Source organism: Myxococcales bacterium (assembly GCA_022563535.1).
Lineage (GTDB): Bacteria > Myxococcota_A > UBA9160 > UBA9160 > UBA4427 > DUBZ01.
This window is the reverse complement of record JADFNE010000002.1, coordinates 65,181-79,976: the sequence shown is the minus strand read 5'-3', so window position 1 is coordinate 79,976 and position 14,796 is coordinate 65,181. Positions and strand designations below refer to the sequence as shown.

General features: G+C 57.3%; 16 protein-coding genes. 13 read left to right on the top strand and 3 right to left on the bottom strand.

The features are described 5' to 3' along the window. Position 1: 1 nt before the first annotated feature. Together IH881_01100 and IH881_01095 are read right to left on the bottom strand one after the other, a co-directional pair. A complete protein-coding gene (locus tag IH881_01100; GenBank protein MCH7866262.1) occupies positions 2 to 223 on the bottom strand; it encodes a flagellar FlbD family protein in 222 nt (73 codons plus the stop codon). A gap of 16 nt (positions 224 to 239) precedes the next feature. Further along, positions 240 to 1,406 (bottom strand): GNAT family N-acetyltransferase, encoded by a 1,167-nt coding sequence (locus IH881_01095; protein ID MCH7866261.1) that lies wholly within the window; start codon positions 1,404 to 1,406, stop codon positions 240 to 242. A 355-nt stretch (positions 1,407 to 1,761) separates the two neighbouring features. Between IH881_01095 and IH881_01090 the strand changes: the two genes are divergently transcribed. The 7 genes from IH881_01090 to IH881_01060 all read left to right on the top strand — a co-directional run bounded on the left by IH881_01090 (position 1,762) and on the right by IH881_01060 (position 7,931). After that, complete coding sequence (locus IH881_01090; GenBank protein ID MCH7866260.1) at positions 1,762 to 2,586, top strand: flagellin FliC; 825 nt, start codon at positions 1,762 to 1,764, stop codon at positions 2,584 to 2,586. Positions 2,587 to 2,685: 99 nt separating this feature from the next. Next, complete coding sequence (gene fliD / locus IH881_01085; GenBank protein ID MCH7866259.1) at positions 2,686 to 4,272, top strand: flagellar filament capping protein FliD; 1,587 nt, start codon at positions 2,686 to 2,688, stop codon at positions 4,270 to 4,272. Continuing rightward, positions 4,273 to 4,677, top strand: a complete 405-nt coding sequence (gene fliS / locus IH881_01080) for a flagellar export chaperone FliS (protein ID MCH7866258.1) — start codon at positions 4,273 to 4,275, stop codon at positions 4,675 to 4,677. Further along, a complete protein-coding gene (locus IH881_01075; protein ID MCH7866257.1) occupies positions 4,674 to 5,027 on the top strand; it encodes a hypothetical protein in 354 nt (117 codons plus the stop codon). The genes fliS and IH881_01075 overlap by 4 nt, the downstream gene beginning before the upstream one ends. A gap of 163 nt (positions 5,028 to 5,190) precedes the next feature. Next, positions 5,191 to 6,258 carry a UDP-N-acetylglucosamine 4,6-dehydratase (inverting) gene (pseB, locus tag IH881_01070; GenBank protein MCH7866256.1) on the top strand — a complete coding sequence of 356 codons (1,068 nt, stop codon included), beginning with the start codon at positions 5,191 to 5,193 and terminating at the stop codon, positions 6,256 to 6,258. Between the two features lie 144 nt (positions 6,259 to 6,402). Next, the gene (locus tag IH881_01065; GenBank protein ID MCH7866255.1) at positions 6,403 to 6,771 is read left to right on the top strand and encodes a response regulator; all 369 of its coding nucleotides are present in this window, start codon (positions 6,403 to 6,405) and stop codon (positions 6,769 to 6,771) included. 134 nt (positions 6,772 to 6,905) lie between these two features. Then, positions 6,906 to 7,931, top strand: coding sequence for a response regulator (locus IH881_01060; GenBank protein ID MCH7866254.1), 1,026 nt, complete (start codon positions 6,906 to 6,908; stop codon positions 7,929 to 7,931). A gap of 34 nt (positions 7,932 to 7,965) precedes the next feature. Here IH881_01060 and IH881_01055 read toward each other — a convergent pair whose 3' ends face one another. Continuing rightward, a complete protein-coding gene (locus IH881_01055; protein MCH7866253.1) occupies positions 7,966 to 8,625 on the bottom strand; it encodes a GNAT family N-acetyltransferase in 660 nt (219 codons plus the stop codon). Between the two features lie 377 nt (positions 8,626 to 9,002). Here IH881_01055 and IH881_01050 point away from each other — a divergent pair, with 377 nt between their 5' ends. From IH881_01050 to flgB, 6 genes are all read left to right on the top strand, one after another. Then, positions 9,003 to 9,596: a hypothetical protein gene (locus IH881_01050; protein ID MCH7866252.1), complete on the top strand. Its 594-nt coding sequence runs from the start codon at positions 9,003 to 9,005 to the stop codon at positions 9,594 to 9,596. Continuing rightward, positions 9,596 to 10,168 (top strand): PilZ domain-containing protein, encoded by a 573-nt coding sequence (locus IH881_01045; GenBank protein MCH7866251.1) that lies wholly within the window; start codon positions 9,596 to 9,598, stop codon positions 10,166 to 10,168. The genes IH881_01050 and IH881_01045 overlap by 1 nt, the downstream gene beginning before the upstream one ends. Continuing rightward, positions 10,165 to 12,222 (top strand): hypothetical protein, encoded by a 2,058-nt coding sequence (locus tag IH881_01040; GenBank protein ID MCH7866250.1) that lies wholly within the window; start codon positions 10,165 to 10,167, stop codon positions 12,220 to 12,222. The genes IH881_01045 and IH881_01040 overlap by 4 nt, the downstream gene beginning before the upstream one ends. Further along, on the top strand, positions 12,219 to 12,920 hold the full coding sequence (locus IH881_01035) for a HAMP domain-containing histidine kinase (GenBank protein MCH7866249.1): 702 nt from the start codon (positions 12,219 to 12,221) through the stop codon (positions 12,918 to 12,920). Before IH881_01040 ends, IH881_01035 begins: the two co-directional genes overlap by 4 nt. Next, positions 12,905 to 14,209, top strand: coding sequence for a sigma-54-dependent Fis family transcriptional regulator (locus IH881_01030; GenBank protein MCH7866248.1), 1,305 nt, complete (start codon positions 12,905 to 12,907; stop codon positions 14,207 to 14,209). The genes IH881_01035 and IH881_01030 overlap by 16 nt, the downstream gene beginning before the upstream one ends. 194 nt (positions 14,210 to 14,403) lie before the next feature. Then, positions 14,404 to 14,790: a flagellar basal body rod protein FlgB gene (gene flgB / locus IH881_01025; protein MCH7866247.1), complete on the top strand. Its 387-nt coding sequence runs from the start codon at positions 14,404 to 14,406 to the stop codon at positions 14,788 to 14,790. Positions 14,791 to 14,796 lie beyond the last annotated feature (6 nt).

Below are 14,796 nucleotides of genomic sequence, written 5' to 3'. Positions count from 1 at the left end.
TTCACTCTCCGGAATCGACTTCATCGGCGGAAAAGAAGGAGAGGCCCAGTAGTTTTCTCCGCCAGTGAATAATCCTTTCCTTGATCTCATCTCCGCTTTCGAGAACGCGCAAACGATCTCCCGAATGGAGTACGACAATCGTGTCATGGAGTGGTTCGATCCACAGGATTTGGTCATCATTGAGCATGAACTGATCGCCGTCGGTTCTTGTAAGCCAGATCAAAGCGAGGCCCTCTCCACTAGATCGAATCGAAGCCCCAGAGAAACATTGGCCAGGGGAATCTCGTTTGAAGCGAAAATCTGATTTCGGGGTCGAGTCCGAGATGTAGCGCCCGAGGTATCGACGGACCGAAGAGAAGGGAAAGCGTGTCCCGATGACTCATTTTGAAACTGCGCTGAGGCGTCTCGAGCACGTAGGCATCTTTTGCGGCCGAGTCGGCTCTGAGCCGAATGTTCAGAAGAGACTCACATCCACTGGACAATGTCGACCAGAGTTGTTCGACATCGAGAATACGCATCAGCCCCAATGATCCGGGATGGGGTCGCGTGCCGGTAATTCGAAGCGGACGTGTCGCCGTCTCGTGCACCGGGCCTTCGAGCAGGGTGATCTCGGCCCGCGTTCGAGTGAAGTGGTTCAGGCACGCGACCAGGCCGTCGGCTTCTCCTGCCCATTCGTGTACGACTCCGATGAGGTCATCCCCGCGTCCCATCGTCGCATAAGCGGTCAGGACTCTCCCTTGTATGGCCACGAGCGTTTCGCAATCGGGACCAGCAGCGAGCCGCGCCAGATCGCCGACCCGACGCAGGTGTCGACAGGGTTTCGCGGCATAGAGACGTTCGAGTTCTGGCCAGTCGGAGGCGATGACTGGCCTGACCCTCACGTTCTCATCGTTTGGACTCAATGCGCGACGGCATTGCGATGCACTCAGCAAGTAGAAGTTCTCAACACCTGCCCGATCAAACCCGAGGCGATTGTAGAACGCGTCCAGATCACTCCAGAGAATGGCAAGCGGCGTGCCGTGTCGCTTCAACTGCTCGAGCGCTCGCTCGAGTCCGTAGCGTGCGGCGCCGCGACCGCGAAAGGCCGGGTCGGTATAGACCATGCCAATCATTCCCAGCTCAATGCGTAGGCCTACGGCTTCGACTGGGATCGTGTGCACCAGCACGTGAGAGGCCAGGCGGCCCCCGCAGCGAACCACGATGTGCTTGTCGAGATCCTTCGCGAGATCCTGCGAGAACAGCGCTGTGGGGAACTCGGCTTCGAGCCGTTGCTTGCGACCTTCTCGCAATCCTCGATTCAACCAGGCCAGCAGGGCTTCTCGCTCGTCAGGCAGGACGGATCGGCATTGAAGCTGGGGAGCAGAGCCGCTGCGGATCTCTGTGGCGAATGCGGTCCGTGCGTCCATAGAGGAGGTTGACTGCAAGATCAGTGCCTCTAGACCGCGCGACCACGAGGGTGTGATGAAGATCGGGTGGGCAGCTTGAAACACGACACTTCAGTGCGCAATCCCGACCTGCATCCATTTTGCAAGCGCCCTGCAACACAGTTGCCAGTACTTGCCTGTGCATGATAGGTGCGCTTCCGGTTGGTGATGGGATCTTGCCTGTTCTCAATGGCGCAAGAAGCCGGAAACGAAGTGGCACGTCAGTTGCAACCAATGAGCACGTGCCGAGCGCATGACGTGTTCAATGCGGTCGACGTTTGTCTACTACCTCACCAAGGAAGGTGGGGAGCTCGGTCTTCAGGGAGGATAAAGAGTCATGGGATTAAGAGTCAATAACAACATTGCGTCGATCAATGCCCAGCGCAACCTGGTCAACACCACTCTGCGCCTTGCGAAATCGCTTCAGCGACTCTCTTCTGGTCTGCGCATCACGCGCGCTGCAGATGACGCTGCGGGGCTGGCCATTTCAGAGAGTTTTCGAGCTGAGGTTAGAAGTCTCGGGCAAGCGCAGCGAAACGCAAATGATGCCATTTCGTTGTTGCAGATCGCTGAAGGTGCACTCAATGAGACGAGTGGAATTCTCATTCGTATGCGGGAGCTGTCCATTCAAGCTGCCAACGGGACGCTCGGAAGCAGCGAACGAACGACGATCGATAACGAATTTCGCGACCTGGCAGCGGAAATTACTCGTATTGCCAGCGTGACGCAGTTCAACGGCCAATTGATTCTTAACGGTGCTTCGTCCATTACGTTTCAGATTGGAACGCAGAATACGAGCAGCGATCAGATCACCGTGAGTGCGGTCGATGCGACTTCGTCCGGAATCGGAATCGGGTCATCCGTCTCGATCGATACGCAGTCAGGCGCACAGACTACACTCGATACGATCGATAGCGCGATTTCAACTGTGGCAAGTCTCCGGGCAACCTTCGGTACGGTGCAGAACCGTCTCGAGTCAACGATTCGATCTCTCGCGGTTGCGATCGAGAATACCTCGGCAGCAGAATCGCGAATTCGCGACGTAGACTTCGCAAGTGAAACGGCCGAATTGACGAGGAACCAAGTACTGCAACAAGCGGGCATTTCGGTTCTAGGACAGGCAAACGTCTCGACCCAGAGTGCTTTGTCGCTACTGCAATAGCGATACAGCGATCGGTTACGACACTCGCCTGAGAACTGAGGCCCTCGGCAACATCTTGTTACCGAGGGCTTCGGTGTAAGCGGAGAAGGAGGAGGCGAGATGGCGAGTGCAATTGGCGGCGGTCTGCCCGATTCGCGACCGACCTTCTCCGGTTTAGCCACGGGACTCGATACATCTGCGCTGATCGAAAACCTGCTCCTGATCGAACGCGAGCCCCTCAATCGCCTCGAAGCACGGCGAAACGACGTCGCAGATCAGCAAGATCTGATGCAGGACCTGAACACGAAGTTGCTCGCCTTGCGCGACGCTGCCCGAGAGATCGACAATCGTGGCCTGTTCGGGAGCAGTGAATCTTCCGACGAAGAATTCCTTACCTACAAGACCGAGAGCAGCGACGAAGATGTCTTGACGGCCACCGCATCAAACGGTGCCACTCCAGGCAATCTGGATCTGACAGTTCAACAACTTGCGTCCTCTGGCAGGCAGTTCAGCACGACGTTTACCACGGCGGATACCGCGGAAATCGCGGCAGGCAGCACGATTCGTATCGAACTGAATGATGCAGATCCGAGCGCGATTCCTCCGAAAACTGCCACAACAATATTTGACTACACGGTTGGCCAGGACGGAATTACGCTGGCTGCGCTCAAGGCTCTGATCAATTCGGATGTCAATAACGAGGACAACATCACCGCCGAAATCGTACAGATCGCCGATGATGAGTTTCGGTTGGTTCTTACTGGTAACAACGAAGGCGAAGAAGCGGACTTCACCCTGAGCGGTACCGCAATCTCGGTGGACGCAAGTCTAACCCACGCCGCGACCAATGCAGAGTTCACCGTCAGTGGGCTCAGCCTTACCCGAAATTCGAATACCATCACCGATGTACTCGCGGGGTTGACCTTCGAATTGAAAGGGTTGAGCGAGATCGAAAATCTCGCAGAAGTGACTGCGGATCCAAGCATCGATCCGATCTATGAGAAGGTCTCGTTGGACATCGACGTAGACGATGAGGCCATCGCAACCACAATCAAAAGTTTCATCTCAAAATTCAACGATGTCATGACCTTCATCAATAATCAACAGAAGGTAGACAAAGCGACCAAGAGAAACGGTCCCTTGGGCAACGACTCGACCCTCAGGACCATTAAGGCGAGGCTTCTCAACGCGATTGGCCGGCGCTTCAATTTTACATCCGCCCCCAACAACCCCTTTACCAGCGCCGCAGCCATTGGTCTTGAATTCAAGGAAGGCGGGAAGCTCACCCTCGACAAGGATAAACTGATCGAGGCACTCGAAAGAAACACGCTTGCGGTTCGCCGTCTGTTTTCCGGCTCAGTGGAGGTGGATGTGAATGGCGAACCCATTCAGGTTCCTCGGCGAGACGGCAACGGCGACATCATCGAGGGCACCTTGGTCGATAGCTTCGAGGAAGGATTGGCAACCGGAATCGCCAGCCTGTTGAAGCCGGTGGTACGAGTAGGCGACGGACTGCTCGCGATTCGAGATCAGGGATTCGATGCGCGTCTAAAAGGGTTTGATGATTCGATCGATCGCTTTACTCGCCGGTTGGGAAAGCGCCAGGAAACATTGATTGCACAGTTTACGCGCCTCGAACAAATCGTTGCGAGTTTCAATGCGCAGTCGGGCTTTCTTTTGGGTCTGGGAATTGGGAGTCGTCGCTGAGTGGGTGCTCGATATCGAGAGATGGAGATTCGCACCGCGACTCCAGAAATGCTGATCGTGAAGTTGTACGAGGGTGCGTTGCGCTTCATTGCGGTTGCAAAAGCGGCTCACCAGACGGGGCGTCTGCAAGATCGAGGCAATGGGGTCTCTCGAGCCCTCGCGATCGTGGCAGAACTTCAGCAGAGTCTCAACATGGAGATCGGTGGAGATATCAGCCAAAATCTCGACGCTCTCTACATGTTCATTACGGAGAAGCTGTTGGAGGCCAACGTACAGGGACGGGAGGAATCGTTCGATGAGGCATCGAGTGTGCTGAGCGAACTCCACTCCGCCTGGGTCGAGATCGCCCGAAACCCCCCGGACCTGGCCGAAGCCGAAGCCACGCTTGCGAGAATTCAACGGTGAGCCGGAACCAGATCGAGCGATCGAGAGAGCTGCTCGTGCAGACCAATGCTGTGCTCGAAGCGCTGCGGGCAGACCTACCGCCTGAAGAAATGGATCTGCTTCTGGAACGACAGCGAGATGCGTTCTCAGACTTCTCCCGATACGGTGACACCGAATTTCCCCTCGACAACGTGTCGCAAAACAACATCGATGCCGTGTTGCGCCTCGAAGAGTTGATCGTCGATCAACTGCGCCATCTGGGCGATGAGTTGATCCAGAAGAGCCGGTCGCTGACCAGGCGCCGGGATCTCGCACAGGCGTTTAATTCAAAAATCAAAGATCCGCCCCGATTCATCGCGCGACACGTTTGACTGCGAGCATATCGAAGCCGCGATGTCCCCGGTCAAGTTCTTCTACGTTCCGGTTTGGCATCAATATTGCGACAGGTACTCAACCAGTGCGCTCGCTGTTTCAGAATGAAGTGCTGGGTCGGAAAAATTGACCGAGTTACGCGGAGAGCGATTCGAGAAGGGGATGCAGGTGAGTGAGAAGCCAACTCAGATCCTACTGACCGGGGGCACCGGATCATTCGGACACGCATTCGTTGCCAAACGCTTGGCGTCGGATTCCCGTTGTACCATCCGCGTCTTCAGCCGCGATGAACTCAAGCAGTACGAGATGGCGCGGACATTCAAGAACGATCCGCGGCTTCGCTTCTTCATCGGCGATGTTCGCGATGCACAGAGATTGCAACGTGCAATGTATGGAGTGGATCTCGTCGTCCATGCTGCCGCCATGAAACAGGTTCCCATTTGTGAATTCAATCCCGCCGAGGCGGTAAAGACGAATATCAATGGCGCCCAGAACGTAGTCGATGCCGCGATCGATTCGGGTGTCGCACGCTGCGTGGCACTTTCTACGGACAAAGCGGTGAATCCGGTGAATCTCTATGGCGCGACGAAGCTCTGCGCGGAAAAACTATTTGTTCACGGCAATGTCTACGCTGGGCCGAGGCGCTCTCGTTTTTCGTGCGTGCGCTATGGGAACGTGGTCGGCAGTCGGGGCAGTGTGATCCCGTTGTTTCGCAAGCAAGCCGAGACGGGGGTGTTGACCCTGACGGATCGTCGAATGACCCGATTCTGGTTGTCTCTCGGTCAGGCGGTCGATTTCGTCGATCTTGCGATTCGCGAGATGCGCGGAGGAGAAATCTTCGTTCCGAAGATCCCCAGTATGCGGGTCGAGGAACTTGCCCAGGTGATGGCACCCAATGCAACCATTCGCGAAATGGGGATGCGGCCCGGCGAGAAGTTGCACGAGCTTCTGTTGACGAGTGAAGAAGGGAGAGATGCTCGAGAGTTCGATTCCCATTACGTAATCAAACGCAACTGGAAATCATCCGAAGGAAGGGCCGTCGACGAGGGTTTCGTCTATGCGAGCGACAGCAATACCCAATGGCTGAGCATGAATGACCTTCGCGCCCTCGTCAATGAAGACATCCTCGGCGTGTCCGGTACCGCGGCTCCGTCCAAGGGGAGCGAGGGAAAGGCGCGCGGCAATGGACGTTGGATTTCCTATCCGAAGGATTCTCCAACTGCTCGCTAATGCGTTTTCCTGAGTAGATGCTCAGTCGAAAGAATGAGCAACTCGCGCTGTACGAATTTTCTACTCATTTGAGCATTGCTCGCTAAAGCGATCTATGTGCCCATCCGAAATTGATCCAAGCGATAGCCAACGAAGGGGAATGCCGTGAAGATCCTGATTGTTGATGATTCATCGACGATGCGTAAAATAGTAATGCGAACTCTTCGCCAGGCCGGGTATGACGGCGCCGAGGTGCTGGAAGCCGGTGATGGCATAGAAGGGTTGGCCGCTCTGGACCAAGGGCCGGTGGACTTGATATTTAGCGACGTCAATATGCCAAACATGAGCGGGCTCGATTTCTTGAAGGCGTTGCGCGATCGCGAGGAATTCGAAGACACTCCCGTGGTGATGGTGACCACGGAAGGTGGTCAGAGTGCCATGAGCGAAGCCGTGGAACTCGGAGCCAACGGATACGTCGTGAAGCCCTTCACGGCCGACAAGCTCCGCGAGGTTCTCGAAGAAGTCCTCGACTAGATGGATCGTCGCAGTCGAGCTGCGCAATCCATCGCGACTCTGTTTGGCGCCCTGGCGATGGGCGTTCGATGCGAGCAGCGCGGCGGCAAAGCTTTGCCTCCTGAGACGAACGGAGTGAGGGACGCGAACGCGACGTGGCTGAACCCCTAGAGACCCAGGATCTGGCGGTGATCGGTCTGGCCTACGCCAGGGCATTTACCGAAGACTTGCGCGCTCTGGTGGGCGCCGAAATCACGATCGGAACTCCTCGGATCGAGACGGTGCGGGCCGACTCCGTGATCGAGGACGAACAACCCCTCGCCCGAACTACCTGCAAGAACAAGAAGAATGCCGAGGAGCAATACCATTGCCTGGTTTCCAGGTCCATGGCGGTCACCCTTGCGTGTCTCCTGATGGGGCATACCGAAGAGCGACTCAAGGAGATGCGCGAGCTGCCCCTCGACGAAGAAACCCTCGACGCGTTCGGCGAAGTGATGAATCTGGGCACCGCGGTGCTGAGCCGTCTGTTCACCGACAAGTACGGGCTCCCTCCTGTAGGCGTTCTATCGACCGTTGAACTCACATCTCCCATGGAAGACACCGAGTGGCTCGTCGATGCGGAATATCTTCGCTGCCACTTCCCGGTAAACATCCCCGGCTACGGCGACGAAAGTCTGGTGATCGTTTTCCCGCCGAACGTCGCCCATGAGTGGTTCGGTGTCGACATTGGCCCGTTCGCTGAATCTTCAGGATCAGAGGAAGACCAGGGGGAGCTGGACGAAGATGCGATCGAATCGACCTCGATCGTTTTCATTGAGCCGAACGAAGAGACCCGCAACGAGATGGAAGACCTGGAAGACGACATGATCCACTCGATCTGGACCATCGATCCCGAAGAATTTGACCCGGACGAGTTGGATGAGTTTGCCGAAGTCGGGGCGTTCATCATCGAATGGGATCTCGACATTCGGACGGGATTGGATTTTGTGGAATGCTTGCGAGAAGATGAGCACCTCCGAGAGGTACCGATCTTGATGATGTCTGCCACGCCCAGCGAAGCCAAGGTTCGCACCGCGATCCGATCCGGGGCGAATAGCTTTGTACGTAAGCCCATCGATTTGGACGAATTGCAATCGAGGCTCGACCCGCTGCTGCTCGCCCGACAGCGCGCCGAAGCGTAGCGTCGTCCAATCCTCTGGCGATCGATCGACCCGCTTACCCTCGATCGGTGGAATCGAGCGAGCAAGGCCCCGCTCGCCAGTCCTGACCCAGCAGGCCATGCAATAGCGAATCTACGAGATGCCCCTCGACCCGGGCGTGATTTCGCAGCCTTCCTTCGAGCACGTAACCTTCGGCCTCGAGAATATCGACATGCAGAGGGCGGACATCGAATGTTTCAGCAAAGAGTCGCTGGAAGCCGAGGATCTCGAATGCCGTATAGGAGAGCAGTTTCAGGCAAGCTGAAAAATCTCGCCGATAGATGCTCGGATCATCGACGCGATCAGGATCGAGAAGGAAGGAAATTTCGGCGCGCCCAGCTGGCCAGTCGATGTTCGTGAGGCCCGTATAGCCGATGCAGGAGCCCCGGCGTAGTAGACTCAACAAGATCAAGTTGGGTCTCGACAGCCGAAAACCCGGACGCACTACATCCGCGTAGTAGCGCTCTTGTTCGAGAGCTGAGATGGGTGCAGCTTGTCGCAGTACGTCGATCTGCGCATTGCGCCAGACCCGAATAGACTGAATGTCTCGTTCTCTCAACGTACAGACACGATACGCATCGAATTCGGGCGGGAGTTGCTCCAGACAACGATACTCGCTGACCTTGCCTCGAGACGAGTGATTCGTCTCGCGCTGGTTCGACGTGGTCGTATTCACGCGTCCCCTCCATCCGTCAGTCTTCGTGACATGTTGCTAGGTCGATGGGGGTACGGATCATTCCATCGAGCGATTGCGCGTTGCAAGCAAGCTCTTCACCGTGAAAAGAGTGTGGTGCCAGGGGGTGGGGACCAGAGGATAGATCACCGTCGCGTCGATTGGCCAGATCGATTCGTCCAACATCTCCAATGTGCAGAACGCGCGCATCTTTTCCGCCTGTTTGAGGATATCCGCGCGGGATTGAATCGGTAGGCGAACACGGTGTGTTGTGAGAATCAAGTGTTGGCACGTGCCTTGCTCAAGAGGGCTACGAGTCCTCGGGATCTGGCTTGCCTATTGATTATGAAGATCGTGCGGAGTTCGGAGGGAGTTGCATCATGATTCGAGTCGTACACAACGCAGTAGCCCATGCTCTCGACGGCACTGAGTGTGAAAATCTCGGAGAGGTAATTGAGCGCTGTGGTGGAAGCGGTACAGATGAACCACACCTGCTGACGCGCATTCGAATTGACGGTCTCGATCTACCCGAGGACTCATTTAATTCTCTGGAAGAAATCTCGATCGACGGCGTCAAGAACATCGAGGTTGAGTCGCGGCCGACGATGGATATCGCACTGTCGAGCCTTCAGCACAGCAGTGAATACGTAGAAGCGGTTCGTCGCGCAGGGGACCAAGTCGTGAATTTGTTCCGCACGGGACACAGTGAAGAAGCCAACAATATCATGGCGAAGCTCTCTGATTCCCTGGGTGTGCTCGTTGCGGCAGTTTCTGGCGTTGCTGCGGTGATTCCAAGCGCCGCGCAAACACTGATCGAACCGATGAGTGAATTGACCCGGTGGCTCGAACAGATTCTCGAAGGTCAAACCAACGGAGACTGGGTTCATGTCGCGGACCTCCTCGAGTACGAGGTCGATTCGTGCCTCGAAGAATGGGACCGCGCCATGCGGGACGTTCTTGCGGAGTTTCACTGATGCCGTTCGCTGCGAGCCCCGGGGTTCAGACCGATACCTACAATGGCGAATGCCGGCGCGACTTTTTCCGCGTTTCCAGCAGACTTGCGATTCGACTCACATGGCTCACCGAAGCGGAAGCGGAGGAACTCACCCGAGAACTCGGGATTCCGTGTACAGAAAGCGTGTCCCTGACGGACAAACTTCTCGAAGCCAGGCTCACCCGGATTGAAAACAAGCTCGATCTCATATTGAAACAAACCGGATTCGATGTGGAACTCGCCTTGTCGCAGACGGAAAAGCGCGCGGTCGAACTTTCTGGGTCGGGTGTTCGGCTGCACGCGCCGGAAATCTATCGCGTAGGAGATCTCGTCAAAATTCAGCTCGACCTGCCCGAGGAGTGCGGTCGAACACTCATTCTGCTGGGTCGGGTCGTCTTAGGAAACGAAGTGGGTTCGGTCGGTGCGAGTTCTGGTGTGGCGCTGGTGTTTCATTCGATCCGAAATCGCGACCGAGAGGCGATCGTTCGACACGCGTACGAGGTCCAGCGGCTCATGCTAGACCGGACTGCGAATCGGAGTGACCTTCGGTGAGGCGCAGCATGTTCATCGGATTGCTGGTTGGCTTTGCGGCTCTCGCGGGGGCGATAGCCTCGGCCAGCAATGAGCAACGGTCGGAACTTCCTGTGAGTCCTTATGTGATCCTGGGCTCGACTTTGCTCGATCCCCCGCGACTTGAAGCAGTCCCGCTTTGCATTCCTGCGCGTCTTTCCCTCCAACTCGGAAACTTCGATAAGGGGATGGCGGCGGGAGAATTTGAAGAATCGAAGAAATTGTTGGACACCTACGCGGATACCGTTGCGATGCAAGATCCAGCGGAACACGAACGGGATGTTGCGCTGTTGCGGGCGACTCTCGCGGCGCGGCGCGGCCGTGGACGCGATGAACAACTCGTTGCGCGGGCGCAACTTGAACAGATTACGAAACATGAGCGAAAAACCGATCGCCTCGTCTGTGCACTTCTCGAATCAGCGCGGCTCGACATCGCTTTGAGACTCCTGCCCGAAGCAAACGCTGCGCTCAGCAGAATCGCCAGGCTGTCTTCTGGATCGAGCGACGACCCCCTCTCCCTGGAACGCGTGAAGTTCTATCGGGCCGAACTCCTGTACCGGCGCAAGGAGCCGTTCAACGCGCACATCCTCTATCGAGAACTCGCATCGTCCAAGAATCCGCGCACGGCGGCGGCGGCGCGCCTGCGTCTGACAGATCTGAGTTTCGATTCCGGCAAGTCGCGCTCGGTGCGACTCGAATACGAAACCCTGTTACCTCATGGTGCGGCTTTTGGCGCGCTGATGGCCGACTGGTCCCTTCGCGCATCGGAAGCGGCGCTCGACTCCAGAGATTTTGGGGCGGCCAAAACCTGGCTCGATCGCTACGGAGAGGCTGTCCAGGACCGAAACGCCCGGGACCTGATGGAAATACGCCGCGCCGATCTCGACGTGCTCGAAGGTCGCCCCAAAGAAGCCCGTGTACGCTTGCGAAAATTGTGGGGACGCAAAGGGAATAATGCCATCGAAGACCTCGCACGGGTGCGGCAGATCGATCTCGGAGTGAGTTCGGCCTCCCCAGACGCTCGGCTGGTGACACTCCACGCAGCGACGTCGAGTCGGAATCGCGGTGTGCAGATCTACGCCCTGGCGGCGCTCGTTCACGAACTCGTGCTGCAAGGAAATCTCGATGAGGGAATCGCTGCCATCACGAGACTCGCCTACGAAGGAGCCGACCCCGTGTTGGCTCGACATTTTGATCGAGATCTCGATCATCTGTTGACCCGCAGTGTGCTCGAAGCGGACGAGGACAAAGACTGTTGGCGACTCGTGCGTCGCTTGGGAGGGCGCTACGGCGTCCTGCTCGGATACACGAGCGATATTTCGCCATTTCTCGCGCTCGGCGTTTGTTTCGAACGCATGCAATTGCATGCGATGGCGATAGAACTGTATCGATCATTGACCCGGAGCCAAGGACTGGAGGTTGCCGGAGACGTGGCGCTTCCCCTGGCACGTGCTTCGCTGGCGGTTGGAGACGTTTCACTCGCACGCGCCGCGGCCGAAGTGAATATCCGACACGGTGGCGATCGAATACTCGAATGGAAGGCCATTCTCGCCGCGGCCGAAATTGCTCTTCAGCACGACGAGACGGCGAGCGAACTGCTTCGCGAGCTGTTGCCGAACAACAAGCTGAAAGAGAAAGTGGTTTCACTCGCGCTTCTGTTCGCAACGGTGGTCGAGCGTCATAAAAATTCCGATGACCTGAAACTGCTGGAGCGCACGCTCCATTCGATCGCAGATTCCGCACGAGAGGCCGAACCCTCGGCATTTGGAGAAGCGGCCATGCTTGCCGCCTCTCGCCTGCGAGGTGAAGGTCGGACGGATCGGGCCAATGCGATGTACACCATTGCCGCTCGCTATCTTCCCGAAGGTGCCCGAAAAAACGAGGCGCAGTATTGGACGACGGACATTTCTTCTGACGCTCGACCGCAGGATGCAGAAACGGAATCACAAGCGTCGGGGCCCTGGTCCCTACTTGCCGAGTACGAAGCCAGGGCTGAGAGCTTGGCCAGTCGCTATCAGTTGGGAGCTGTGCAATGACGCCCGACGACAATCGCAGCCAATTCATACTGCCGTCCGTCAGCCTTCCAGCGGAAACCCGCGCGGCGGCGCTTTCGGCCGAAATTCGCACGCCTTTGGCCCAGATCGAATTGGCGGCCAGCCAGGTGTACCGCGAAGCCCTCACCCCGAACGCGCGCGCATACGCCGAGCTGGTTTTCGAAGCCGTGGCCGAGATCGATGGATTGGTGGAGAGGACGCTGCGCGTGCTGGTGCCCCCCCCATGCGCGCTCGAGACCGATTTGGATCTCGCTCCGGTATTGACGAAGTTGCGCCGCCGCTTTACCCCGGCTCTGGCCGCGTGCGGGATCGAATGGAAATGGCGTGAGCCAGACCGCGGTGTCGTCACCGGAAACCCCGAACAGGTGCGGCGCTTTTGCACCGAGTTGCTCCATCTCGCGCTGGTCCTTTCGGGAGAAGGTGGCCAGTTCACGCTCGGAATTTCGCAAAAAGAAGAGGCCGTTGAAGTGTCGCTCTTCTGTCGCTGTGCCACGGCGTTGAACGAAACGCAAATCGCGACGGCGCAGTCTGCGGTTCAGCATTCTCAAGCCGCTGCACTGGAAGCGGGCGGTGTGCTGTCGGGGACCATGGATACGCTTTCGAGCGATCTGCGTCTCGTCGTCCCAGGCCGGGACGCTCCAAGCTCGAATCTGCAGGAAGCATCATGCCAAGAGTTCTGATCTATGAACGTTCTCCCGGTCTGCGCCGGGATCTCGAACGGGCAGTGCGCAACGCCGGTTATGAAGTCGATGCCATTGGCGAGCCCGCCGAACTGGCAGCCCGGGTCGGTCAGCACACCTGTCGCGCCGCATTGGTGGATGTCAACAGCACCGAAGACCTCGAATGCCTGGGCCGTCTCGCTCAGACCGAACCGAAACCCGTGGTATTTGCGATGGGTTCGTCGCCATCCATCGAACTTGCCGTCGCAGCGATGAAACAGGGCGCGCGTGACTATCTTCGAAAGCCCTTCCGAATCGACTTTCTCGAGCATGCGCTGTCGGCGGTTCTCGCGGGTGCGACTCCGGGACGGGCGATGCTTGGTGAACCCGAATTTGTCACAGAGGACTCTGTGGTTCTAGATGTGCTCCGGCAATCCGAAGCTGCGGCAACTAGCACCGCAACCGTTCTGATCCAAGGTGCGAGTGGTACGGGCAAAAAAATGCTGGCCGGGCGGATTCATCGGCAGAGTTCTCGACAGCGCGGGCCAATGGTTGTGGTTGATTGCGCTTCTCTCTCTGACGCCTGTGCGGAAGAAGAACTCTTCGGCCGAGAACGCGGTGCGCTTCTCGAAGCCTCGGGGGCGCGCGAAGGTTCGATCACTTCGGCCGACGGGGGCACGTTGTTGCTCGATGGTGTTGACGAGGCCTCATCTTCGGTGCAGGCCCTACTTTTGCGTCTGCTTCAAGAACGTGAAGTCATGGCTGTGGGCGCTTCTACCGGACGTTGCGTCGACTGTCGCATCATCGCCACGAGCCGTCTGGATCTCGCCGACGAAGTCTCACAAGGTCGATTTCGAGAGGATCTGTTTTACCGACTCGATGTCGTGGTTCTCTCGCTTCCCGCTCTACGCGATCGGAAGGGTGACATTCGACTCCTGGCCCAGTTCTTTTTGAAACGGCACGCGAGCGAATCCGGCTGTGAGCCGCCACAGTTCAGCGAATCTGACTTCAATCTGCTGCTCGAGCATCCATTTCGCGGGAACATTCGAGAAGTCGACAACTTGATGCGGCGGGCCGTCGTCTTGTTTCCCGGCCGATCGGTTGATCTCGGACGATTGCTATCCGGCAACGGTAAGCTTGCGCTGTTGTCGCGCGAAGAGCCGCGATTCTTGAACCTACGCGATCTCGAACGGGAGGCGGTCGTAAGGTCGCTTAGGGAAGCGAACGGTAATCGAACTCATGCTTCCCAACTGCTCGGAATCAATGTTCGGACCCTGCGCAACAAAATTCGCGCCTACGGGCTCGCTTGATTGCTACTCGGAAGATTTTCCCCCCTCCATTTTCAGCCTGAATCTCTCCTGCAATCCCTGAACGATTCGAATCGAAAACTGCTGCACTGAGACTCGATCTAGTCCGCCTAGAACAGCGCAGAGTTTGCTTCTTCCCTGGCACGCCCCTTGCTATCTCGACCCATGTCGTTCGCTATGCAAGGAGGTAGGAAGAATTGGACCTGCTCCACGGAAGCAGTGCTCGCGCGCTCGAAGATGCCATTCACTTTCGGCTCGCTCGGTCCGCGGTACTCGCGGGCAATCTTGCCAATGTAGACACACCCGGGTACCGCAGGCGCGACTTGAAGTTTGTGGAAACCTTCGACAAGGCCGTGATGAACCTGGACCGGACCGACTCCAAACACTTCGGAGATCTCTCTTCGGACCCCGGGAGCCGGCATCGCCTCGAGATCGGTCCGAAGGGAAGTCGGCCCGACGGTAATGGCGTCAAGCTCGATGACGAAGTCATCGCGATCCATCGCAACACGGCAGCGTTTACCAGTCGCGCGTCGATTCTGGCGCGGCTGGCATCACTCACGCGGATCGCGGTCACCGGTGGATGAACAACA